19 protein-coding genes, 1 other RNA gene and 1 riboswitch are annotated in these 23,868 nt (G+C 61.5%); of the genes, 13 read left to right on the forward strand and 7 right to left on the reverse strand.

Annotated features, from left to right (window positions below; all coding sequences use genetic code 11):
* Positions 1–12 precede the first annotated feature (12 nt).
* Complete coding sequence (locus F0P96_RS02120; protein ID WP_151077088.1) at positions 13–690, reverse strand: TetR/AcrR family transcriptional regulator; 678 nt, start codon at positions 688–690, stop codon at positions 13–15.
* A 291-nt stretch (positions 691–981) separates the two neighbouring features.
* Here F0P96_RS02120 and F0P96_RS02125 point away from each other — a divergent pair, with 291 nt between their 5' ends.
* Entirely contained in the window at positions 982–2,820 is a 1,839-nt protein-coding gene (locus tag F0P96_RS02125) for an ABC transporter substrate-binding protein (protein ID WP_151077089.1), read from the forward strand.
* A 209-nt stretch (positions 2,821–3,029) separates the two neighbouring features.
* Here the strand turns inward: F0P96_RS02125 and guaA are convergent, their stop codons facing one another.
* Positions 3,030–4,562: a glutamine-hydrolyzing GMP synthase gene (gene guaA / locus F0P96_RS02130; RefSeq protein WP_151077090.1), complete on the reverse strand. Its 1,533-nt coding sequence runs from the start codon at positions 4,560–4,562 to the stop codon at positions 3,030–3,032.
* Between the two features lie 293 nt (positions 4,563–4,855).
* On the opposite strand from guaA, the gene F0P96_RS02135 reads away from it, so the two are divergent.
* The 6 genes from F0P96_RS02135 (at position 4,856) to F0P96_RS02160 (ending at position 9,826) form a co-directional block, all read left to right on the forward strand.
* Complete coding sequence (locus F0P96_RS02135) at positions 4,856–6,805, forward strand: hypothetical protein (RefSeq protein WP_151077091.1); 1,950 nt, start codon at positions 4,856–4,858, stop codon at positions 6,803–6,805.
* 118 nt (positions 6,806–6,923) lie between these two features.
* An RNA gene (ffs, locus tag F0P96_RS02140) (signal recognition particle sRNA small type) lies at positions 6,924–7,020 on the forward strand.
* 100 nt (positions 7,021–7,120) lie between these two features.
* Complete coding sequence (fsa, locus tag F0P96_RS02145) at positions 7,121–7,777, forward strand: fructose-6-phosphate aldolase (protein ID WP_151077092.1); 657 nt, start codon at positions 7,121–7,123, stop codon at positions 7,775–7,777.
* A 120-nt stretch (positions 7,778–7,897) separates the two neighbouring features.
* Positions 7,898–8,101 carry a fructose-6-phosphate aldolase gene (locus F0P96_RS02150; protein WP_151077093.1) on the forward strand — a complete coding sequence of 68 codons (204 nt, stop codon included), beginning with the start codon at positions 7,898–7,900 and terminating at the stop codon, positions 8,099–8,101.
* A 121-nt stretch (positions 8,102–8,222) separates the two neighbouring features.
* The gene (locus F0P96_RS02155; RefSeq protein WP_151077094.1) at positions 8,223–8,930 is read left to right on the forward strand and encodes a cell division ATP-binding protein FtsE; all 708 of its coding nucleotides are present in this window, start codon (positions 8,223–8,225) and stop codon (positions 8,928–8,930) included.
* On the forward strand, positions 8,930–9,826 hold the full coding sequence (locus F0P96_RS02160; RefSeq protein WP_151077095.1) for a glycosyltransferase family 2 protein: 897 nt from the start codon (positions 8,930–8,932) through the stop codon (positions 9,824–9,826). Before F0P96_RS02155 ends, F0P96_RS02160 begins: the two co-directional genes overlap by 1 nt.
* Positions 9,827–9,960: 134 nt before the next feature.
* On the opposite strand, the gene F0P96_RS02165 is transcribed toward F0P96_RS02160, so the two are convergent.
* Complete coding sequence (locus tag F0P96_RS02165; protein WP_151077096.1) at positions 9,961–10,875, reverse strand: hypothetical protein; 915 nt, start codon at positions 10,873–10,875, stop codon at positions 9,961–9,963.
* 196 nt (positions 10,876–11,071) lie between these two features.
* Here F0P96_RS02165 and F0P96_RS02170 point away from each other — a divergent pair, with 196 nt between their 5' ends.
* From F0P96_RS02170 to F0P96_RS02185, 4 genes are read left to right on the forward strand one after another with little or no spacing between them, the layout of a single operon-like run.
* Positions 11,072–12,235 (forward strand): DegT/DnrJ/EryC1/StrS family aminotransferase, encoded by a 1,164-nt coding sequence (locus tag F0P96_RS02170; RefSeq protein WP_235917349.1) that lies wholly within the window; start codon positions 11,072–11,074, stop codon positions 12,233–12,235.
* A gap of 19 nt (positions 12,236–12,254) precedes the next feature.
* Entirely contained in the window at positions 12,255–13,304 is a 1,050-nt protein-coding gene (locus F0P96_RS02175; protein WP_151077098.1) for a Gfo/Idh/MocA family protein, read from the forward strand.
* Positions 13,305–13,308: 4 nt separating this feature from the next.
* A complete protein-coding gene (locus F0P96_RS02180) occupies positions 13,309–13,896 on the forward strand; it encodes a hypothetical protein (protein WP_151077099.1) in 588 nt (195 codons plus the stop codon).
* 25 nt (positions 13,897–13,921) lie between these two features.
* Positions 13,922–14,644: an EcsC family protein gene (locus tag F0P96_RS02185; RefSeq protein WP_151077100.1), complete on the forward strand. Its 723-nt coding sequence runs from the start codon at positions 13,922–13,924 to the stop codon at positions 14,642–14,644.
* Between the two features lie 39 nt (positions 14,645–14,683).
* Here the strand turns inward: F0P96_RS02185 and F0P96_RS02190 are convergent, their stop codons facing one another.
* Together F0P96_RS02190 and F0P96_RS02195 are read right to left on the reverse strand one after the other, a co-directional pair.
* Complete coding sequence (locus F0P96_RS02190) at positions 14,684–16,240, reverse strand: alpha/beta hydrolase family protein (RefSeq protein ID WP_151077101.1); 1,557 nt, start codon at positions 16,238–16,240, stop codon at positions 14,684–14,686.
* A 174-nt stretch (positions 16,241–16,414) separates the two neighbouring features.
* Complete coding sequence (locus F0P96_RS02195; protein WP_151077102.1) at positions 16,415–17,407, reverse strand: fasciclin domain-containing protein; 993 nt, start codon at positions 17,405–17,407, stop codon at positions 16,415–16,417.
* Between the two features lie 235 nt (positions 17,408–17,642).
* Between F0P96_RS02195 and F0P96_RS02200 the strand changes: the two genes are divergently transcribed.
* Positions 17,643–18,533, forward strand: coding sequence for a hypothetical protein (locus F0P96_RS02200; RefSeq protein ID WP_151077103.1), 891 nt, complete (start codon positions 17,643–17,645; stop codon positions 18,531–18,533).
* 195 nt (positions 18,534–18,728) lie between these two features.
* Positions 18,729–18,821, forward strand: a riboswitch (SAM riboswitch).
* Positions 18,822–19,165: 344 nt separating this feature from the next.
* On the forward strand, positions 19,166–20,647 hold the full coding sequence (locus F0P96_RS02205; RefSeq protein ID WP_151077104.1) for an amino acid permease: 1,482 nt from the start codon (positions 19,166–19,168) through the stop codon (positions 20,645–20,647).
* Positions 20,648–20,895: 248 nt separating this feature from the next.
* Here F0P96_RS02205 and F0P96_RS02210 read toward each other — a convergent pair whose 3' ends face one another.
* Together F0P96_RS02210 and F0P96_RS02215 are read right to left on the reverse strand one after the other, a co-directional pair.
* Positions 20,896–22,377, reverse strand: a complete 1,482-nt coding sequence (locus F0P96_RS02210; protein ID WP_151077105.1) for a lipopolysaccharide biosynthesis protein — start codon at positions 22,375–22,377, stop codon at positions 20,896–20,898.
* A gap of 16 nt (positions 22,378–22,393) precedes the next feature.
* Positions 22,394–23,788, reverse strand: coding sequence for a DUF7033 domain-containing protein (locus F0P96_RS02215; protein WP_151077106.1), 1,395 nt, complete (start codon positions 23,786–23,788; stop codon positions 22,394–22,396).
* Positions 23,789–23,868: the final 80 nt, after the last annotated feature.

Here is a 23,868-nt window from a genome sequence, read left to right on the forward strand (position 1 = left end):
GGCCGGCTTCACTCAATTCGTCAGGACTGCGAAAACCAGGTGGTTGAGGAAAAGCAGCACGCTGTCTTCGGCCTTGGCCTTGTCGGGGGCATCGGCCAGGGAGGGGAGGTGCTGCGCAAAGAAGAGCTGCTTGCGGGCCGACTCCAGCACGGTGCTGACCAAGGCGTGGGGGTAGGGAAACGCGGGGTTGATTTCCAGCACCACCGCCACCATATCGGCCGCCAGCAGCTTGTACTCGCGGTAAAACCCGTCGCGGTTCACCGCGTCGACCTCGCGGGTGAGGTAGGTTTTGGAAGCCTCGGCTACCACAATGCGGTACAGGGCAGCTTCGTCGAGGTGGGTGGTGGCGGCGTGGTCCTGGTGGGCCCGCGTGACAATGCCCAGCATCGTGCGCAGGCGCACGGCGGGGTCGGGCACGTTGTGGGTGTGGTACTGAATCTGGTAGCGCAGCCACGCCCAGTGCCACGACACCAGGTACACCAGCAAGCGGTGCTTGTTCTCAAAATACCGGTACAGCGACGCCTCCGTGGAGCCAATGTGCTGGGCCAGCTTCTTGAACGTGAACTGCTCGAAACCCACCTCGTCGATCAGGCGCACACTCTCCCCGATGATTTTGCGCCCGAGGTCGGTGGCTTGCGGGTCGCGCAGGTAAAGCTTGTCGTTGAGTTCGGGGCGGAGGGTGCTTTGCATGATCAGCCGCAAAAGGGAAGACGATGCGAAGTACCTACTTTTATAAATGATAGTTTTACTATTAAAGAAAATTAATGTGTACTGCTGCTTGCCAGCCTGCGTATGGCGGCCTGTAGGGCTTGCGTACCTTTGCCAATCCGGCCTGTGAACAGCCGCCGGCTTTCAGCTTTTTTGCCTTTTGCTATGCGGTTACTGTACTTTGGTTGGGTTGTGGGAAGTTTGCTAACTGGGGCAGCTACGGCTCAGCAAGTGCCAGCCCGGCGCCCAGCGGCATCCGTTCCTGCCAAAGCTGTGCCGGCCGCACCCGCCAAAACGCCCCCAGCCGCGGCCAAACCAGCCAAGCCCGGTGCCACTCCCGCGGCCCCCGCGCCGAAGACGGGCGCCACCCCGGTAAAAGCTACCGCCACTGCTGCCAAACCCGCTGTTGCCAAGCCCGCCCCAACCGTCGTTCCCGCGCCCAAACCGGCGGCCAAGTCTGCCCCGCCGCTGCCCGCCAACCTTGGGTCGCAGGACCCCGACACGCGCTACCGCAACGGCAAAACCCTCATCGACCAAGCGCGCTACGACCTGGCCATGCAGGAGCTGCAGCCACTGACGGGCCCGGCCGCCAAATACAGCCGCGCCCCCGAAGCGGCTTATTTGTATGCCGTGGCCACCAGCCGCGCCAAGAAATGGGCCGAGGCCGAGCAGATGCTGAACCTGCTGCGCACCGAGTACCCGCAGTGGCCGAGCCTGGCCGAGGCCATGTTCCTGCAAGCCCAGGCCTCGTTTGAGCAGGGCGACACCGACAACGCCCTGCGCGTGCTCGAGCAAATGCCACTCACCCAGCTGCGCGCCCAGAAGGCTGCCATGAAAGCCACGTACTTCGCCCGGCTGCGCGACAAAGCCCTCTGGCAAAACCTGCTGCGCCGCCACCCGCAGGACACGGCGCTGGCCCGGGGCTACGCCGAGCAGCTGGTGTTCGGCGGCCTCTATACCGAAGCCGACAAGGCCCAACTCGATCAGGTAGTCACGCAGTTTGGCCTCGACCGCACCCGCTACACACCACGCCCTCGCCCGGCCAAAAAAAGCAGCTACAACGTGGCCGTGCTGCTGCCCTTCGAGTTCGACGACCCGAGCTGGGAAACGCGCCGCCGCCTGCAGTTCGTCAACGACCTGTACGCGGGGCTGAAGCTGGCGCAGGACTCCCTGCAGCGCGAAGGCCGCCCGCTGAACCTCTACGCCTACGATACCGGGGCCGACACGCTGCAGCTCAAGCAACTGCTGCAACAGCCCGAGCTGGCCAGCATGGATTTGATTGTGGGCCCGGTGTACAAGTCGGGCAGCAAGATTCTGGCCCGTTTCGCCCGCGAAAAGCAGATCATCACCGTCAACCCCCTCTCGCAGGACGGCGACTTGGTGCTGGACAACCTCTGGCACTACCTGTACGAGCCCAGCACCGCCACCCAGGGCCGGCAGGCAGCCGAGTTTGCCTACCGCGCTTTCGGCGGCGGCCCGGCCGTGGTAATCCACGAAGACTCCAAAGACGAAACCGCCTTCGGACAAGCCTACAAAACCGCCTACGAAGCCCTCGGCGGCAAGGTGCTGGCCCTGCGCCGCGTCGATTCGGAAGTGCCCGACGCCATAGCATCGGCCTTTGGCGGCTACGACGTGAAAAGCGCCGGCCACGTGGTAGTGGCCTCCGACAGCAAGAAAGCCGGCCCCGCCACCCTCAATGCCCTGAGTGCCCAGGGCCTGCGCGTGCCGTTGCTGACTTTCGCCTCGTGGCTGGAAAACTCCAGCGTCAGCCTCGGCCAGCTCGATCAACGGGAAGTGTTTTTCATTCATCCCAAGTACCTCGACGCGACTTTGCCGGGCGTGCGCCGCTTCCGGCAGCTTTACACCCAGCAGCAGAACATTCCGCCGTCGGTGTTTGCCTTCACCGGCTTCGAGCTGCTGTATTACTTCGGCACGCAGCTGCACCAGAACGGCCCAGCGTTTCAGCAGGCCTTGGCCAACTCCGGGCCGGTGTCGGGCATGGTGTTCCAGGGCATCGGCTACCCCAACCAGGCCCACGACAACCAGTACGTGCCCATCACCAAGCTGGAGCGCCTTGAAATTGAGGTGCAAAACCCGGTGGGCATGCGGTAGACCACGGGTTCGAGCGGATTCAACGGATTTCGCGGATTTTGTGGACGATTACCGAGCCGAAGCCCCGAGGCTTCGGATTTTTTCGTAGTAGGCGCCGCAGTGTGGTCAGCAGAAGCATAAAAGCAAACAGCCCGACCGCAAGGCCGGGCTGTTTTGTCAGGGTGACAATCTTCCACAAAATCCACGGAATCCGCTCGAATCCGTGGTCCTTATTCCCACTCAATCGTTGCGGGCGGCTTCGACGAAATGTCGTACACCACGCGGTTGATGCCGCGCACCTGATTGATGATTTTGTTCGATACGTCAGCCAGAAAGTCGTAGGGCAGGTGGGCCCAGTCGGCCGTCATGCCGTCCACGCTCGTTACGGCGCGCAGGGCTACCACCCGCTCGTAGGTGCGTTCGTCGCCCATCACGCCCACGCTTTGCACGGGCAGCAGCATGGCGCCGGCTTGCCACACCTTGCTGTAGAGGCCGGTTTGGTGCAGCGCATCAATAAACACGGCATCGGCGCGCTGGAGCAGGTCTACTTTCTCGGGCGTGATGTCGCCCAGAATGCGGATGCCCAGGCCGGGGCCGGGGAAGGGGTGGCGGTGCAGGATGTTGTGCGGCAGACCCAGGGTTTCGCCCACTTCGCGCACTTCGTCTTTGAACAACATGCGCAGCGGCTCCACCACCTGCAGCTTCATGTGCTCGGGCAGGCCGCCCACGTTGTGGTGGCTCTTGATGGTGACGGCCGGACCCTTCACCGACACCGACTCGATGACGTCGGGGTAGATGGTGCCTTGCGCCAGCCACCGGGCGCCTTCCACCTTGTGGGCTTCGCGGTCGAACACCTCGATGAAGGTGCGGCCGATGGCCTTGCGCTTCTGCTCAGGGTCGGTGAGGCCGGCCAGGGCAGTGTAGAATTCCTGGGCGGCATCCACGCCGGTCACGTTCAGGCCGAGGCCTTGGTAGGAGTGGAGCACGCTCGCAAATTCCTCCTTGCGCAGCAGGCCGTTGTTGACGAAAATGCCGTGCAGCCGCGGCCCAATGGCGCGGTGCAGCAGCAGCGCCGCCACCGAGGAGTCGACGCCGCCCGACAGACCCAGAATGACCTGGTCCGTCTCGCCAATGGTGCGCTGCAGGCTGGCCACCATTGAATCGACGAAGTGCTCCGGCGTCCACGACTGGTCGCACTGGCAGATGTCGACCACAAAGTTGCGCAGCAGCTGCTTGCCTTGGGTGGAGTGCGTCACTTCGGGGTGAAACTGAATGCCGTAGGTGGGTTGCCCGGCAATGTGGTATGCTGCTACCTCGACTTCGGGCGTGCTGGCAATGATGTCGAAGCCTGCGGGCAGCGCCTTAATCGTGTCGCCGTGCGACATCCACACCTGCGAGTCGAGGCTCAGGCCCTGCATCAGCGGCGACTCGGTGTTGATGTGGTGCAGGCGGGCCCGGCCGTACTCGCGGATGGTGGCCGGCAGCACCTCGCCGCCGCCTTGCTGGGCCAGCAGCTGCGCCCCGTAGCACACGCCCAGCACCGGCACGCGGCCCAGGTACTGCGAGAGGTCGGGGTTGGGCGCTTCCGGGTCGCGCACCGAACAGGGGGAGCCCGAAAGCACGACGCCCCGGATATCCTCAGTGAGGTCCGGGGCGTGGTTATACGGGTGGATTTCGCAGAAGACGTTCAGCTCGCGGATGCGCCGCGCAATGAGCTGGGTGTACTGCGACCCAAAATCTAGAATGAGAATCTGTTGAGGCATGGCCGCAAAGGTAATTGGCGCGAGCGGGTCAACTGCTGCCGACGGGCAATAATTATGTTGCCGGAGCACCGCACGTGGGCCCCGGTGCCGTAGCAAAAATTACCTGGAAGTGGGTATTTCAGCGGTGAGCAGAAGCGCCTAATTTTGTGCAGTTTGGCCTGTGCCAAGTTTCACGCTCCACCTGCATGCTTACACCTCTACCTACTCGCCCGGCCACTTGGTGGCTGATGCTGCCCTTGTTCCTGCTGTTTTTCTTCGCCAGCAGCTGTGAGAAAAAAACCGTGGAGCCCGACGTGCCCGAAAACACCGGCACCGTGACGCTCAACAAAACCACCGCCGTGCCCGGCGACGTGGTGACGCTGACCTCCACCAACACCTTGGACAACAAGCCCGGCTGGGAGGTAACCCTGGGAGGGCAAAAGGTGGCGTTGGCCCGGGTTAGCGACACACAAGCTGCCTTTATTGTGCCGGTAGTTTCCAGCGGTGCCAAGAGCCTCGACCTGGCTGCCCTAGGTTTCAAAAGCACGCTAACGTTAACCATCGGGCAGTACGCCGCTATTCAGGACCCGGCCGCGGTGTTTGCCGATTTTCAGAGCCGCCTAGCTGTAGCCGTGGCCTACACCGAAGGACTAACGACGGCTAGTACCTATCCGCTGCCGGCCCAAAACCTTGCGGTGCTTAAGAACCTGCAACAAAGCCTACCGGCTATGTACGCCAACGCGACGGCGGCCCAAAAACTGGAAGTGGCGTACCTGATGCGTCAGATGGCCTTTGCCCAAGTTGATTTCGGGACGCTTGGCGACAAAGCCACCGCCAACGACGACCCCGCTGACCGGCTCAGCAAAATGGTTTCCCCTTACGCTTTAGCGCGAATAAAGCTGGTTTTTTTCGTTGGGACTATGGCCGTGGGCGGCTATGTGGCCAGCCCCTTGGTGATGTTGGTGGGGTCAGTAGGCATGTTGTACCAGCTAAACCAGACGCTGGTGATTCAGCAAGACATTCTGAACACGACGGGCATTGCCATGAGCATCAACGACTACAGCAACCGCCCCGCCGAGGGCAACGGCGGCACCTTGAAGCTGTTTAAGGACACTCCCAAGGGGATTCAAGTAGAGGCCACGTACCGCACTGTGCAAGCCAGCGACGCCCAAGCCGGGCCGGAACTGGCGAAGCAAATACTCAGCGGGGTAGAGGAAGTCCGCGGTTTTCATACTCGGATAAACGCGGTGCTCTTGCAACTCAAGCAGTGGCTCGCCGGCAGTGCCACCTCCCTGAGCCCGTTCGTGGGAGCCAAAACCCAAGGCACTACCAAAACCATGAACATCCCGGCCCGCCGCTTGCAGGTCCGAAACATATTCACCTCGGGCATTACCGTCACAGGAACGGCCCCTGCCACCGGAGATGTGCTTACCCTCAAGGCAACCAGCAACACATTCAATGCAGTAACGCCATTCACCTTTGAGCTGGCCTATGATTATCCCACGTTGAGCGTAAGTGTGAAAAAGACCGTCACGGCGGAGTACAGCCCGGTAATGCCCGGCTATACGGTGGAAGTGTTAAGCTACGACATGATCAACAACGTGGGGCACATTTACGGGGAAGCTGATCCAGCAACTTTTTCTGTTGAACAAGTGCTGCAGCCCAACGATGCGTTCAAAGCGCCTTCCCAATCGCTCCATTACTACCGTCTGAAATACAACGGGCAGTACGTACAGGTCAAGCAACCTACCTTCAATGGGACCACGCCGGGCACGTATAGCACTTTTGCGGTGTCGAGTACAGCCCCGCCCCAAAGCGCCGATGTGAATGCGGGTAGCTACCTGTTGTCGTTGTATGATGAGACCAACAGCCGGGCTGTGCTATTTCCAGTCAATCTCACCTTCAACAACGAACTCTACCGCAAAGTTGTGGGCCGCACTATCCGAACAAGTTTCCCCTCTAATCCCGGCTACTTCACCGAAGTGCGGGTAAAAGCTGACGGCACCCACGATTACTATACCAACTCCGCCCTGCGCAACGTGGGAACCTGGAGCATCTCAGCCGGCCGCATGTATTATTCGACCAGATGTGCCAGTGGAGCCAAAGTAAGGCGTAAATCATTGGGTTTCATGCGTTTCACCGGGCCTATCGCGGCGCAGGAGTACAGCCCGTTTGAATCTAACGTGATAGAGGTTTATGAGGACGGAACAGTTAACGGTACGGGAGGCGGCTTCTGTAATTCGGGCCAATCCATTATTCAATAATAACCGCGGGTTCCGTTTTGGCCCTTGTGCACTGCGCAATAACCCCTTTGTTCTGGTGTGCAAGGGCCAAAATCAAGAAAAGACTTGCGGCAGTGCGTTTCCCCTGCTTACCTTTGCCCCGGCGAATCAGTACGACCAGCTCCCGCTGAACTCCCCCAGGACCGGAAGGTAGCAAGGGCAGGCGGTAGAGCGGTGCGATACTGGTTCGCTTTTTTTTGCCCCTGCCCCAAGGCCAATTGCCGCCCGAGGTTCGTCACCTTCGCCCGCAAACGGTTAGCTTTGGGGCAGTTTTCGTTTCAAGCGTTTCCCATTCGAATGAAGTTTTTCATTGACACCGCCAACCTGAAGGACATTCAGGAAGCCGTGGAGCTCGGCGTGCTCGACGGCGTTACCACCAACCCGTCCCTGATGGCCAAAGAAGGCATCAAAGGAACCGATGCGGTGATGGCGCACTACCGCCAGATCTGCGAAATCGTGGACGGCGACGTGTCGGCCGAAGTTATTGCCGTGGATTTCGACGGCATGGTGACCGAAGGCGAGGCCCTGGCCGAGCTGCACCCCAACATTGTGGTGAAAGTGCCCATGACCCGCGACGGCGTGAAGGCCATCAAGTATTTCTCCGAGAAAGGCATCAAAACCAACTGCACGCTGGTATTCACCGCCGGGCAGGCCCTGCTGGCCGCCAAAGCCGGCGCTACCTACGTGTCGCCTTTCGTGGGTCGTCTCGACGACATCGGTCACGACGGCGTGCAGCTCATCGAGCAAATCGTGCAGATTTTCTCCAACTACGGCTACCCCACGCAAGTGCTGGCCGCCTCGGTGCGCCACGTGCCGCACCTCATTCAGTGCGCCGAAATTGGCGCCGACGTGGTAACGTGCCCGCTGAACGTCATTACCGGCCTGCTCAACCACCCGCTGACCGACAAAGGCCTGGCCCAGTTCCTGGCCGACCACAAGAAGGTCAACGCGTAACTTGTTTAATGTGCTGATGTGAGAATGTGCTGATGTGCCAATGCCCGGGAAAGCCTAAACTTTATCCGCGCGTTGCCATTAGCACATCAGCACATTCTTCCACATTCGCACATTAACCAGATGTACATCATAAAAGTCAAAGGCAAGGCCAAGATTCCGGACTACATCCAACTCCGCGACAACGACTTTGTGCTCATTGCTTATTTCCGCGCCGACCGCCCGCTGAAGGACCTGCACCGTTACGGCCTCGAAGGGAAAGAAACCGAGCTGGCGGCCGTTATCGAGCAGTTGGAATTCGGCAAACTGCAGCCGCTGGCTATTTAGGTAGTAGGGGCTTGGGGCATAGCACACGGCGCAGCCCAACCTACTGCCAAGCTTCGACGCGCATCAAGCCCGAAAACCTAGTTGCCAAGCTCACACCTCTAAGCTCCTAAGACCTACTCGCATGGAATCTGCTGCCCCGGCCGTTATCGAGCTGCGCGACGCCTACATTATGCAGGACGTGAACACCGTGCTGCAAAACGTGTCGTTTGCGGTGGGCAAGGGCGAGTTTGTGTACTTGGTGGGCCGTACCGGCTCGGGTAAAAGCTCGTTGCTGAAGACGCTCTACGCCGATTTGCCGCTGCCCGAGGGCATGGGCACGGTGGTGGGCTATCCGCTGCGCAAGCTCTCCACCGACAAGGTGCCGTACCTGCGCCGCAAGCTGGGCATCGTGTTCCAGGATTTTCAGTTGCTCTACGACCGCACCGTGGCCCAAAACCTGCTCTTTGTGCTGCAGGCCACGGGCTGGGGCGACAAGGCGAAGATGAAAAACCGGGTGCAGGACGTGCTGATGCGCGTGGGCCTGAGCGGTGTGGCCGGCAAGATGCCGCACCAGCTTTCGGGCGGCGAGCAGCAACGCGTGGTTATTGCCCGCGCCCTGCTCAACGAACCCCTGCTGCTGCTGGCCGACGAACCCACCGGCAACCTCGACCCCGACGTGACCGACGGCATCATGCGCCTGTTCATGGAAATCAACAACGCGGGCACGGCTGTGCTCATGGCCACCCACAACTACGAGCTGATTCGGCGCTACCCCAAGCGGGTGCTCAAGTGCGAGAAGGGTCAGCTGCTCGATTCGGCCACCACCAACATTTCGTACACCGAGGTATAATGATGGCCGCCGAGGGCTTGTCGGTGCTGATTCCGGTGTACAACCGGGATGTGCGCGAGCTGACTCAGCAGCTGGTGGCGCAGCTGCCGGCCTGGCCCGGTTCTGCCGAAATTTGCCTGCTCGACGACGGCTCTACTACATACAAAGAGCAAAACCGCCGGCTGGCGCAACTGCCCGGTGTTCGGTACGAAGAACTGCCCCGCAACGTAGGCCGCGCCGCTGTGCGCAACCGCCTCGTGGCGCAGGCACAGCAGCCGTGGCTCCTGCTGCTCGACAACGACAGCTACCTACCCGACGACCAGTTCCTGACCCGCTACGCGGCCGCGCGCAGCCAAGCCAACGTGCTCATCGGCGGCACGTGCTACGATGCCGCGCCGCCCGCCGACCCCGCGCTGTACCTGCGCTGGTACTACGGCCGCCGGCGCGAAGCCCGCCCCGCCGCCGTGCGCCAGGCCGAGCCCTACGGCCAGATTACCATCAACAACCTGCTCATTCGGGCCGATGTATTCCGCCGGTTCGGCCTCGACGAAAGCCTGGCGCGCTACGGGCACGAAGACACGAAATTCGGTTGGCGCCTGCGCGAGGCCGCCGTGCCTATCCTGCACCTCAACAACCCCGTGCGTCACGACGGCCTGGAGCCAGCCGCGGTGTTCCTCGAAAAGTCACGCGACGCGGTGCGCAACCTGGCCGCGCTCTACCGCGCCGAAGGGCTGGGTGCCGACACCAAGCTGGTGCAAACGGCCGTGCGGCTGCAACAGCTGGGCTTGGCCCCTGCCGCCCGCTTGGCCTTGCAAGCCGCTGTACCGCAGTTGCGGCGCAACTTGCTTTCGACCCAACCCCGGCTGCGCGCCTTCGATGCGCTGAAGCTGTACTGGTTACTTGAAGAGTGGCGTTAACGACCAAGTAGGTAGGCAGGGGAGGATTTCGGCTGAAAAAAAGAATGGTGCCGCGGCTCAGAGCTGCGGCACCATTCTTTTTAGTCGTTCACAAAATCCGTGAAATCCGAGACGATTCGTAGAAATCCGTGGTCTTAGTCGTTGTCGGTATTCTTGACTTCCGACTTCACTTCCTTGTAGCCTTCTTTGGTTTTTTCGCCAACTTTCTTGGCGGCATTGCCAATTTTCTGACCCACCGACTTGCCGGCGTCTTTCACGTCGGCAGCCGTGTTGGAAGCGGCGCTTTTCACTTCGGCGCGCTCGTCGCGGGTGCCGGCTTCGGCGTTGGCGGTGCCGCGCTCTACGGCATCAGCGCCTTCGGCCACGCGGGCCTCCGACTTATCGAACGACTTAAAGGCGGCGTATTTCAGCTTTTCCTTTTGGATTTCGGCCAGGTCGTTGGCCGGAATGTCGCCTTTCACGCGGTCGTAGGCCTCATCCAGGGCACGCCACTCGGCATTCACGTTGCGCCAGTCGTCGATGTCGTAGCGGTCCTCGTTCTGCTTCACCATCTTCACGAAGTCCTCGTAGGTCTGGCGGGCGTTGGCGGCGGTGAGAGCCTGCGAAGGCGTGGTGGCGGCGGGTTTGTAGTACTTGCCCAGCTTGGCGGGGGCGCCGCTGGCGTCCATGCCGCCCGAGCTGGCACTGCTGCGGTAGGCGGCTTCACGGGCGTCGTAGGCAGTGGTGTAGCGGGTTTTCAGCTGTTCGTATTCCGCCTTGCGGGCGTCGTCCCAGCTGCTCATGTTGGCTTCGGCGGCGGCCACTTTGGCGTCGTAATCAGCCTTGAGCTGTGTGGTTTCCTGGTCCCACTCGGCCTGCGTTTTGTTGCCCACGTTCTGGGCGCTGGCCTCGGTGTTGGCCACGAAGGTCTTGAAGTCGGAGTAGGCCGCGTCGGTGTCGGCAGCGGCTTCCTGACGGTCGGCGCGGTTGCAGCTGGCGGTGGTGAAGGCCATGCCGCCGCCGAGCAGCAGCAGGGCCAGGGCTTGGGTGGTGAGTGTTTTCTTGAACATGATTCGAGGTGGTTCAGGGATTGGGAAGGATACCCCGCCGCGGCATGGGCGAGGCGTTTGGCCCGATAAACGGACGGTAGACATAGCGGGTTGCGAATGTCTGTCGTTATGGTGGCCCGGCCTGGCCCGCGGCCCGCTACACTTTGGCGGCCGCACCGCTGCCGCTGTATCTTTAAGCCGTCTTTTCGTCTCCGCTTTGCTCGTTCCCACGCCCACCGCGCCCATTCGCCTGCTCGACCTGCCCGCCCAGCACGCCGCCATCCAAGCCGAACTCGATGCTGCCCTGCAGCGCGTGCTCCGGGAAGGCGCTTTCATCCAAGGCCCCGATGTGCAACAATTCGCCGACGAGTTGGGGCAGTACCTTGGCGGCGCCCACGTAATTCCCTGTGCCAACGGCACCGACGCCCTGCAATTGGCCTTGATGGCGCTGGACCTGCAGCCCGGCGACGAGGTCATCGTGCCGGCCTTCACCTACGTGGCTACTGCCGAAGCCGCCGCCATTCTCGGCCTGAAACCGGTGCTGGCCGACGTCGACCCGCACACTTTCTGCCTCGATGCCGCCGCCGCCGAAGCCGCCCTCACGCCGCGCACCCGCGCCATCATGGCCGTGCATCTCTACGGGCAGTGCGCCGACCTCACGGCCCTACGCGCCGTGGCCGACAAGCACCACCTGGCCCTCATCGAAGACAATGCCCAGGCCATTGGGGCTACCTGGCAGCTCCCCGACGGCACGCTACTGCCCGCCGGTACGGTAGGCGAGATGGGTACTACCTCGTTTTTCCCTTCCAAAAACCTCGGCGCGTTGGGCGACGGCGGCGCCCTGCTCACCCGTTCCGAGACCCGTGCCGCGCAGCTCTATGAGCTGGCGAATCACGGTCAGCAGCGCGGCAAAAAGTACGTGCACCAGCGCATCGGCCTCAATTCCCGCCTCGATACGCTGCAAGCCGCCCTGCTGCGGGTGAAGCTGCGACACCTCGCGGCCTGGACCTCTGCCCGTCAGCAGGCCGCCGCCCACTACGATGCCGCGCTGGCTGCTGTGCCGGGCCTACGCACGCCCGCACGCCAGCCCGGCAGCACCCACGTCTTCCACCAGTATACCATCACGCTGGATTCCGAAGTCCGGCGCGACGGCCTGCAGCAGCACCTGCAGGCGCATGGCATTCCGTCGGTGGTGTACTACCCGGTGCCGGTGCACACGCAGCCGGCCTACCAGTACCTGGGCTACCGCGCGGGGCAGTTTCCGGTGGCCGAAAGGCTGTGCCGCACCGTGTTGTCGCTGCCCATTCACCCGGGCCTCACCGCCGAGCAAATCGACTACGTGGCCGAGGCAGTGCGGGCGTTTGGCGCCCAAGCCTGCTGATGCGCTACATTCGCCCTTTGTGAGTAACTCTTCCCCCGCCGTCCGTTTTGCCATTTGTGGCGTAGGCCACATCGGCCGCCGCCACGCAGCCCTTGTGGCGCGTCACGCCGGTGCCGGCCTCGCGGCGCTCATCGATGTGCGCGCCGAGCTGCAGCCCGAGCTGGCCGCCGAATTTCCTGGCGTGCCTTTTTTCGCCTCGCTAGAGGAATACCTCACGGCCGTTTCACCCGATAGCCCCGCCGCGGCCGACGTGCTGACGGTGGCCACGCCCAACTACCTGCACGCCCCGCAGGCCATTTTGGGGCTGCGCGCCGGGCTGCACGTGGTGGTCGAAAAGCCCATTGCCCTGCGCAAGCGCGACGCTGAGGACATCATTCACGTGGCGCTGCAAACCGGCCGGCTGGTGTTTGGGGTGATGCAGAACCGCTACTCGCCGCCGTCGCAGTGGCTTAAGGAGCTGGTCGATTCCGGCCGCCTGGGGCAGACTTACTTGGTGCAGATCAATTGCTTCTGGAACCGCGACGCGCGTTACTACCGGGGCGGCCCTTCTTGGAAGGGCCGCCGCGACCAGGATGGCGGCACCTTGTTCACGCAGTTCAGCCACTTCGTCGATTTGCTCTACTGGGTGTTTGGCGACATCGAGAACATCCGGGCCCGCTTCTTCGATTTCAACCACGCCACCCTCACCGATTTTGAGGACTCCGGCCTGGTGAGCTTCGACCTAGTGCGCGGCGGCGCGGGCACGCTGCAGTACAGCACCAGCGTGTGGGACCGGAACCTGGAAAGCTCCCTCACCGTGGTGGCCGAGCGCGGCAGCCTGCGCATTGCCGGCCAGTACATGGACAAGGTAGAGTACTGCCACGTCGAAGGCTACCAGCTGCCCGAACTGGCGCCCACTAACCCCGCCAACGACTACGGGCCGTACCAGGGCTCGGCCGCCAACCACGTGCAGGTGATAGAAAATGTGGTGGATACGGTGCAGAAACGCGGCTTTGCTACCACCAATGCCTTGGAGGGGATGAAGGTGGTGGAGATGATTGAGCGGATCTATAACATGAAGCCGGATTAATTATATGATACACTTCAAGAGCAGAGTTAAGACGCTATATACACTGCTGATAGCTTTGGTATTTCTATTCTGTGCGAATTTTCTTTGGTTATTCTCAGATCAGGTAAGGGGAATACTTTTCTTAAATAATTTAGGTGAGAAGGGGTTTCTGATACTATTATTTGGAGTATTTGCATTGGCCGGATTGTGGTCGTTTAGCGAACTGTTATTTTTTCGTCAGGTAGCGCTGGAAGACGGATATTTGGTTATCAGGCGTGGGCTTATGGTTGTGCATATGATTTCGTACGAAGCCATTACGCGCTTGCAGGCTACAACTGAGCAAATGGAGCGAAATCAAACTGGTCTATTGCGCAATGCTGTGTGGTACAGAGGAGAGAAGCTAATAATACGGGTAGGCGAAAAGGAGGTGGTTCTTCGTTCTATTTACATAAATGATTATGATAAATTTAAGCAGAAATTGGTGCGGCTGGCTATTAATGCCAAACTGTTTGGTCCCGCAAAATTTCACGAGCAGACCCAATATGGCTTCTTGATTATTGTCAGCTTGTTTGTTCTGCTTATGATCTACATAAACCTGTTTGGCCGAACTTGATCCTGAAAGCGGCGATTTCCTGTCCATGCATCTCCTCGACCCTCAAGCCCAAGCCGAACTGAGCGCCTGGCAGCAGAAGATGCAGCGGCCGCCCTCGACGCTGAACCGCTTTACCCGCCACCTGCAAACGCGCTTCAATGCCTTGCTACCGGAGAAGGTGCACCTAGCCATTACCGCCGCCATCAAGCAAATGGTGCGCGGGGTGCTGTTCGGCTCGACCTACACCACCGGCCGGCCCCGGCTGAACCTGCCGCTAGCCGAGCGCGAAGCGGCCGTGCGCACCCGCATTCGGTACTACCGCGCCACGGCCACCGTGGAAGGCGCCGCTACCGGCGCGGCCGGCTTCCTCGTTGGCCTCACCGATTTTCCGCTGCTGCTCGGCCTCAAGCTCAAGCTGCTCTTCGATATTGCGGCCCTTTACGGCTACGACGTGAAGGACTACACCGAGCGGCTGTTTCTGCTGCACATCTTCCAGCTGGCCTTCAGCAGCCAGCACACCCGCAACGAGGTCTACCGCCGCGTGGCTGACTGGGAAACCTACCGCCACACCCTGCCCACCGACGTGCACCAGTTCGACTGGCGCACCTTCCAGCAGGAGTACCGTGACTACATCGACTTGGCCAAAATGGCCCAACTGGTGCCCGTCATCGGTGCGGCCGTGGGGGCGGTGGCCAACTACAAGCTCATCGAGCAGCTCGGCGACACGGCCATGAACTGCTACCGCCTGCGCCAGCTGGCAGGCAGCTGAGGCAGGCGGTAGCACGGTAAGCAGGGCGTTTCTCAGGCTTTATTCGCTGAATTCGCTGCGGATCCAAGCCAGCAGGGACTGTTGCACGCGCGGCGACATGATGGCCCGCACTTCTCCGCTGATGACGGGCCACTCGGCCATGGGTGCTTGAAACTGGTGGTTGACGCCCTCAAAGCGGCGCGACTCCACGCGGTTGTTGGAGCGCAGCCCTTTTTCCAGCTGGGCCAAGTTGCCGATGTTCACTTGCGCATCGGTGGTGCCGTGGAGCAGCAGCACCGCGCAATTTACCTTGCCAAGCTCGGCAAGCGGGTTGAAATCGAGGTAGTAGCGGTACCAGCGCGAGGTCATTTGGGCGGCGCGGGTCTGGGCCCCACCGGCCGGCAATCCGGGGTTGAACTGCCCGATCATATTCGTGAGAATGGCTTGGGCCTGCGCGTTGTCGGGTGTTTGCCGCACCACTTCCAGCAGGGCGCGTTGGTGTTTCACTACGGCTTCCTGGCGTTTGCGGTCGGCGGCGCGCTGGCGCATTTGCTGCTGGGCCAGATAGGTGTCGATTTGGGCCGCGTTGGCACCTTTGGCCCGCAGCTCCTCGGTTTTCTGGGCGGCCGCCTGCTGCGCCAGAAACTGAATGCGGTCTTGCCGGTCTTGCGCCGTGTCGGCTTCGCCGGCGGGCAGAAAGCCGCCGGGGCGCTGCTGCATCAACTCGCGCCCCACCGAACCGGAGGCCGCCAGCGTGATGACGAAAGCCGGCGGTAGCGGTTGGGCCGCAGTCAGCAAAGCCACGTTGCCGCCCTCGCCGTGCCCAATCAACCCGAGTCGGGCAAAATCAATGAGCGGCCGGGTGCGCATGAAGTTGAGGGCTACCTGCGCGTCGTACACCAGTTCGGCCGTGGTTACGGCCGTGAAAGTGCCAGCCGACTGGCCCACGCCACGGTCGTCGAGGCGCAGCACGGCCACGCCGTGGCGGGTGAGGTAGTCGGCCAGGGAACCGAAGAGCTTGTAGTCGCCGCGGGTGGCGTCGCGGTCCTGCGGGCCCATGTCGGAGAGCAGTACGGCGGCGGGAAAAGGACCCTTGCCGGCAGGAATGGTGAGCGTGCCGCTGAGCTTGGTGTTGTCGCGCGAGTTGGTAAAGCTGACTTCTTCGACGCGGTAGGGCGGGGGAAACTTAAAGCTCTTGGGCGGCGCGGCGGGCAAGGCTTCGAAGGTGAGCGTGAGCGGCGTCTGGTAGCCTTGCTGTTTCCATTGGCCCACCAGTTGTTTGCCGTCGGGCGTGCGGGTGCAGATGTAGCTGCAGCCCAGCTCGCGGGTATCGAACTCAATGGTGTCGGCTTTCAAATCGACCGTCATCAGGGCGCGGTTGATGCGCTGGGCGGGCACGTCGAGCACGGCAAAGCGGGTGCCGTTGGCCAATTCGGTAACGGTGATGGTCAGCGGCAGGCTGCCACCGGGCATGGTCAGGCCACCTTTCCATTGACCTTCGAGGGTGGCTTTGGCAGCCGAAACCGGCGCGGTGGGCTGGGCCAGGGCCAGCAGCGGTACCAGGGTCGTAAAAAGCCAAAGCCAGCCCCGCAGGAGGCCGGTAAACGTGTAGTTCATAAAGGTGAGCGGAGTGGAGCCGGTGCCCGCCCCGTATGGAACAGCGCGAGTGCCGGGAGCAGGAAGGTGTGAAAAGGCAGGTATAAAGGAGCAGAACAGCCCAGAAGAGCCAATGCCGCCCCAACTGGGCTGTTGGGGCTGACAAGGTAAAGAAGAACGCGGGTAATCAGCTAGTTACGGCAGCAATACTTTGTCGATGACGTGGACTACGCCGTTGGTGCATTGCACGTCGGGAATGACCATGTTGGCCGTAGCGGTGCCGTTGCCGGTGCTGCGTACGGGGAGCGTGCCGTTGGTGAAAGCGCCGAATGTGAGGGTGCCACCGCCCAGAGAAGTATTGGTGCCGCCTTCCGGCAACTCGGAGGTGAACTTGCCGCCGGCTACCACGTGATTCAGCAGTACCGCCGTAACGGTAGCTTTGGGCAGCAGGCGAATGTCGGCCGGCGAGGTAGAGGGGCGCCCCAACAGCTGGGCCAGCAGGTTTTTGAACGCCTGGTCGGTGGGGGCATACACTGTGAGCGGGGCACTGCCGGGCGTGGCCGTCAGCGCCGGGGCCAGGTCGCAATAGAGCACGGCCTCCACCAGATACGTCAGCTCGGGCTGCACAAACACCTGGGCCGATGCCAAGGCCACGGCCGACTGCACGATGTCGGCATTGGTAGCCAGCAGCACCTTGTCGATGATATGGATGGTGCCGTTGGAGGCCTTCACATCGGTGAGCAAAATGCGGGACCCATTGACGTAGAGGTAGCCGCCGCGGTTGATGATGCGCCGTGTGACGCCCTTAAATGCCGAAGCCGACGTGCTGTTGGGCAGCAGGTTGGGCGCGGCCAGGGTGCCGTTGGCCACGTGGTAGAGCAGCGTGCTGGTCAGGAAATCTTTCTGCAGGCTGTTCAGGTCGTCGGCCGTGTTCAGGCCCAGGCGCGAAAAGGCCGCGTTGTTCGGCGCGAAGACGGTGAAGTTGCCGGCCGGGTCGTCGGGGTTTTTGTTGGTTAGCACCTCCACCACGCCTCCGCGCACGGCCGCGTTTTCAAGGGTGCTGAAATCGGGGTTGGCAACGGCAATACCGGCAATGGAAGGGTCGGCTTCGGATTTTTTGTCGCAGCTGGTCAGCAGGAGGCAGCTGGCAACCAAACCGAGGAAACAATGGCGTAAAACGTGTGGCATGGGCAGTAGCGGGCAAAAAGAACAGGGTCGGCGCCGGTTGTCGCCGGCGAAGCCGGAGTACAAACGGAGCCCGTAGCGCGAGTGGATTTACCGATTTGGGAATTTTTTTCAATGTGGGAATCCAAGGGGCCAGTTCCCGCCGTAGGTGCCCGCGCAGCGGTCCACTCCGGTGCGGTGGAAATGCGCTTGCGTAGTTCCGGCCGGTTTCGCTCTTGTTCTTTTCGTTCTGCGTGGTATGCAACACACCTACTTCAAACGTTTTTCTTTTCTGGCAGCCCTGCTGCTCATCGGTTCCTACTCGCAGGCCCAGAGCCTGGTCAGCGGCTTTATGGTGGGCAAAGGCCACGGCTCGGTGTCGTTTACGGGTACGGCCGAGAAATACCGCAACGTCTATCTGGTACCCGAAAAAGTGAAGGACGTGCCCATTTTCAACGAAATTCGGGTGTCGTCGGTGAGCGTGTATGCCAACTATGGCATCAGCAACAAGGTAGAAGCGGTGGTAAGCCTGCCCTACATTCGCTCCGAAGGCAAGGCCACCGACAAAGTTCTGCAGGATTTGGGCTACACCAACGTGCGCCAGGGTTTGCAGGACTTGTCGGTGCTGTTCAAGTTCAAAACGGCGACCGTGGAAGTGGGCAGCAGCGTGCTCGATCTGCTGGGCGTGGTGGGGGCCAGCACGCCGGCCAGCAACTACCAGTCGAACACCGGCCTGGAATACATCATTGCCATCGGCAACCGCGCTACCAAGCTCAATACCTTAGGCATTGCGCACCTGAAAACGCCCTCCGGCGTGTTTCTGACGGGGCAAGCCGGCTATAGCGTGCGTACCGGGCTCGTGCCCAACGCCTTCATTGCCGATGCCAAAGTGGGCTACGCCGGCCTCAAGCTCTACGCCGAAGGGTGGGCCTCGTTCCAGCAGTCGGCCAGCAGCGGCACCGACATTCTGCTGACGGGCTTCGACGGCAATTTCACCGCTACCCGCGTCAACTACACCCGCATTGGGGCCAGCGTATTCAAGCCGATAGCCCAAGGGTTTGGCGTGGTGCTGGGCGGCAGCCAGTACATTTCGGGCCGCAACCTGGGCAAATCGACCGGTGTGTCGTTGGGCGTTTCTTACAACTACTAAGGCCCTTGTACCGGCATTTTGGCCGGTACAAGAGCTTCGAACGGCCGGACTGGGCACTTGCCCGGTTCGGCCTTTTTTTACGCCCCGACACTCAGCAGCGGCCGGCCACATGAGCCAAACCCAGGACCCGGCTTGCAGATGCGGCGAGGCAGGGGCTACCTTTGCCCCGTCAATTCTTTACCTGCTGAAGGATTGTTTTTATACAGAGGCGTGGAGAGACTGGCTCCGTGAAGCGCCGGCAACCCCCCGGAACATCCGGAACGGTGCCAAGTCCAGACCATATAAAAACAAGTTGCTGTGGGCGCTTTCTCTCCCTCGTGTGCTGCTCTCTACCGCCTGCGGGCGGCGTTTTGTTCGTCTGCTGGCCTGGCGCCGGCGGGCTGCTCTATGGGCGGGCGCTGCTGTTGTTGCTGAGTAAGCGCGGCTGCTAAAAGCCAGCGCCGAGCGGGCCGCGTGTGGCTTGGTTTCGGTTAGCCATTCCCTTCGTTTTCTTTTCTGCTCACCGCCAGCCCGGCGTGCACATCCTGTGCTGCACGGGCTTGGGCGGCGGTTTTTGCCGCTGCGCGTGCGGCCGGTCGGGTGAGCTTCACTTGCGGTGCGTGGCCATTGGGCGGCGCGCCACCCTTTGTTATATGCTTAAAAAATCATTGGAACTGCTGCGGCTGGAAGCCGCGGAGACAGGCACGCACACGCTTAAGCGGAGCTTGGGGCCCATCAACCTCATTGCCATCGGCGTGGGCGTCATCATTGGGGCGGGGCTGTTCTCGCTCACCGGCATTGCGGCGGCCAACCACACCGGGCCGGCCGTTACGCTCTCGTTTGTGGTGGCGGCCATCGGCTGCGCGTTTTCGGCCCTGTGCTACGCCGAGTTTGCCTCGATGGTGCCGGTGGCCGGCTCGGCCTACACCTACTCGTATGCCACGATGGGGGAGCTGTTTGCCTGGATTATCGGCTGGGACTTGGTGCTGGAATACTCGGTGGGGGCGGCTACGGTGGCCATCAGCTGGTCGCAGTACCTGGTGAAATTTCTGGGCAAGTACGGGCTGCACCTGCCGCCGCAGCTGGTGATGTCGCCGTGGGAAACGAGCCAACTGGCCGACGGCAGCACGGTGCACGGGCTCATCAATTTGCCGGCTATTCTGGTGGTGCTGGCTATTACGGCCATTATTATTCGGGGCACGCAGGGCTCGGCGTGGTTCAACGCCACGGTGGTAGCCCTGAAAGTGTCGGTGGTGCTGGTGTTCATTGCTTTGGGGTGGAAATACATCGACCCAGCCAACTACCAGCCCTACATCCCGGCCAACACGGGGCACTTCGGCGAGTTTGGCTGGAGCGGCATTCTGCGCGGGGCGGGCGTGGTGTTTTTCGTCTTCATTGGCTTCGATATCGTGGCCACCATGGCCCAGGAGGCCAAAAATCCACAGCGCAACATGCCCATCGGCATCATCGGTTCGTTGCTGGTGTGCACGGTGCTCTTCATTGCCTTCGGGCACGTGATGACCGGGCTGGCGCACTACACCGAGTTCAAGAACAGCGCGGCGCCGGTGGCCATTGCCATCGAAAAAACGCCCTACGGCTGGCTGAGCTCGGCCGTCATTCTGGCCATTCTCATCGGCTACACCTCGGTTATTCTGGTCGATTTGCTGGGCCAGAGCCGGGTATTTTTCTCCATGAGCCGCGACGGGCTGCTGCCGCGGGTATTCTCGCAGATTCACCCGCGCTTTCAAACGCCCCACCGCTCAAACCTGCTGCTGGGCGTGTTTATCAGCTTGTTTGCCGGGCTGGTGCCCATCCGGGTGGTGGGCGAAATGTGCAGCATTGGTACGCTGCTGGCCTTTGTGATGGTGTGCGTGGGTGTGCTCATCATGCGCAAGCGGGAGCCGAACGCCCCACGCTCTTTCCGCACGCCGTGGGTGCCGGTGGTACCCATTCTGGGTATCGTCACGTGCCTGGTAATGATGTTCTCGCTGCCCGGCGACACGTGGCTGCGCCTGTTTGTGTGGCTGGCCATTGGGCTGGTTATCTACTTCAGCTACGGCAAAAAGCACAGCAAGCTGCGGCAGGGCGTGGTGGTCGACGATACGGTGGAGGCCGTGGGCAGCCGGGTGGGGTAGTTGTTGCCAGCTGCGGGCGGTTTTCGTCGGCCAGCTGAATAAAGCATGGCAAATAACAACCGGGCTCCGATCAATCGGAGCCCGGTTGTTATTTGCCCCTGGGCTAGGAATAGATGGAACCGAGCTTTGAAAGACTGCGCCCGAGCGTTTAGTGGTTGGGGCGAGGCATTGGAGATTTGGGCAAAAAACCGCGCAAATCGGGCTCGACTCTCAGTAAAAAACACGCTATGCAACCCCTGGTGCTGGCATTACCGGCGCAGGCGCTTGGTGGCTTGCTGCCAGAGGGCCGTGGCTTCGGGCAAGGCGCCGGTGAGCAGAATGAGCAGGCCGTAGAGGACCGTCAGAAGCGCGGAGCGGAGCAGCATAGTCACCAACACTGACTCAACCGCCGGTACCAACCAAGCCGCCAGCCCGGCCACTGCCGCAATGCCCAGCAGCAGCGGCACGCGCCGGTCGAAGGGCTGCAGGCCGAAGCTGCGCCACACAAACCAGGTGCGGGCCACGTTGATTACGAACAGGGCCGTAGCGGCTGCTACGGCTGCCCCCGTCAGGCCCAGGCGCGGGATGAAAAACAGGTTCATCAAAATGGTGGCCACGGCCAGCGACACGTTGAAGAGCAGGTCGTAGCGGTAGCGCGGGGAGGTTACCACAATCAGCCCGTTGACGCCCGTGATGCCGTCGAACAAGCGGCCGGCGAGCAGGATGAGCACGGCCGTGGCGCCGGCGGCGTAGGCGGGCTTCATCTGGGCGTAGATAAAGTCGAGATTCAGGCCGATGCCCAGGGCCAGATAGCAGCCCAGGGCGGTATTGAGGCGGGTGGTGCGCTGGTAGAAATCGGCCATGCGCGGCAAATCCTGGTCTTTCCAGTACTGCGCCAGCAGCGGAAACGCCACCTTGTAGAGGGCCCGAAAGGGCAGCACCAGCGCCGTGCTGATGTAAAACGCCGTGCCGTAGATGCCGGCCCCGTCGAAATTGACCTTAGCCCCCACCATAATGGCGTCAATTTGCTGAATGATAACGCCCGACACGTTACCCAGCAATGCAAAGCCCGCGAAGCTGAGCATTTCGCCCAAGGGCCGCACCTGTAAGGCCGCCCGCGTAGGCCGCAGGTGCAACTCGCCAATAGCGGCCGTGTACACCGTGAGCAGCAGCGCAATGCCGCTGTTGACGCCCACGTACCAGAGCACGTAGCCTTGGAAACTGAGGTAGCCGCTGCCGAACAACACGGCCCCGCCCGTGATGAGCAGCCGGAGTACAATTTCCTGCGTGAACGACGAAAACGCGGTGTGAAACAAGCCTTTCAGGTAGGCATCCTGCAAGTTGAGCAGCAGCGTGAACAGCGCCAGCACCAGCCCCCACACGTAATACTCGCTCAGCAGTTGGGCATCGTCGGGCTTGTAGAAGCCCAGCACCAGCGGCTTCCCTACCAAGTAAACCAGTGCCACCAGCGCAAAACCCAGCAGCGGCACGCCCAGCAGAAAAGGCAGAAAGCCATGGTGCCCGGCTTCGCGCTGCCGGAAATACGGGAAGACGCGCACCCCCATGTTGGCAAACCCGAAAGCCGACACCTGGGCAAACACGGTTGCCAACGCCACCAGCACGCTGGTGAGGCCAATTTGAGCCGGCTCCAGCAGCTTGGGCAGCACCAGCACGGTGTTTACGAAGCCCAGGCCCAGCCCGAAGTAGGAAATAATGGTGTTGCGCAGCCCCTGCCGCTGAACGATACCCAAAATCAGTTGTCTGTGGTCAGTTGCCCGTGTTCGGTGCGGGCTGCTTCATGGCAGCGACAATAGCGTGGCCCGTTACGAAGGCCGCGCCGCGGCTGCGAAGGTACTCCATGATGCCGTGGAACTGCACCGGGCCGGTCACGGTGTTGGCCGGGTCGAAGTGGTCGTTGTGCCAGAGTAGGGTGCACACGCCCCCGAACCGCTCGATTTCGCGGAGCATGGGTTGGAGCGCGGGCAGAATGTCGTCGGGGCCGAGCTGAAGGTAGAGAGGGTGGTGGAGCGTGGCGTCCATCACGTTGAGTGGAATTTCGAGGAAACGGCTGGAGCGGTTTTGGTCGAAATTGAAGGGGTAGAACGGCAGACAGTAGCTGTGGCGGAAGCCAAAATGCTCAGCGAAGCCCAGAGTCGAATCGTAGTCGTACCCCAACGAGTCGAGGATAGTGGGCGTAATGCGAGGCTCCCATTGGAGGTAATGAAATCGGATGCCGTAGGCCTTCTGGCCCTTACGCAAACTCTGCAGCCGGTGCTCTTCTTCTTTTAATTGACCGCCGTGTCGAGCCGTACCCAGACTGGCGTGCAACCCTACTTCCGCAGAGCCGATTGCCCGCGCTAGTTTGGGCCATTCTCGTCGAATATTGTAATCCGCATTGGGCGTTCCGCCGGGACCGGGGCGGTGGTTAGGCAGCAAAAAAAACGTACTGACTGCTCCGTATTTCGCCGCCGCCTGCCTCACCAATTCGAGGTTGTCCCAGGCGTCGCGGTGCAAAAAGCGGCGAGTGGCCAGGGCCAGAAACCGGTCGATGCGGCCGCTTTTCAACGCTGCTTTGGCCGGGGCTTTCCAGCCGCTGCGCAGCTCGTCGATGTCGTGGGTAACGAAGACGGCAAACGGCGACCCGGACGCCCAGCGGCGCGGGCGTAGCGGCTGGCCCGTTACGTGCTCGACGGCCGCGCGCAGGATATCGAAGTAATAATTGACCACGGGCACGGTCACGAACCCGTAGCGCTGCTGCACGCTGGCCGCATAAGGAAAGCGGCCATGTCGGTCGCGCTCCACGGAAAAATACTCCTGCCAGCCACTGAGCAGGTAAAACGCGGCGGAAATGAGGTCGGGCCCGATGATGGCCCGACCGGGCAGTAACTGCAGCAGTTCGGCCTCCGGCGTGGGGTCAAAGAAAAAAGGCAGCTTAGCGCCTCTCCAGTCACGGTAAGTCGGCGGGCCGGGGTAGGGAGATGCAGCCTCAAAAAAGCCGCCCGTGCCATCGGCCATTTCTATATCGGCCGCACTGCCGAGGTGTCCGATGCGCAGCTCGGACACAGGTCCGTATGCCAGCCAGAAATGCTGCAGCACGTAAGTCAGCCGGGTTTCAGCAGAAACTGACGTGACGGCAGCTACAGGCATCGAAGGCAACGACATGGAACGAAGGTACACGCTTGGCGCAATTCAGGTGGGTAATTCGTCGATGTTGCCAGAGCCGCAAAAATGAAGCGGGCCGC

The organism is Hymenobacter busanensis (assembly GCF_008727865.1).
Lineage (GTDB): Bacteria > Bacteroidota > Bacteroidia > Cytophagales > Hymenobacteraceae > Solirubrum > Solirubrum busanense.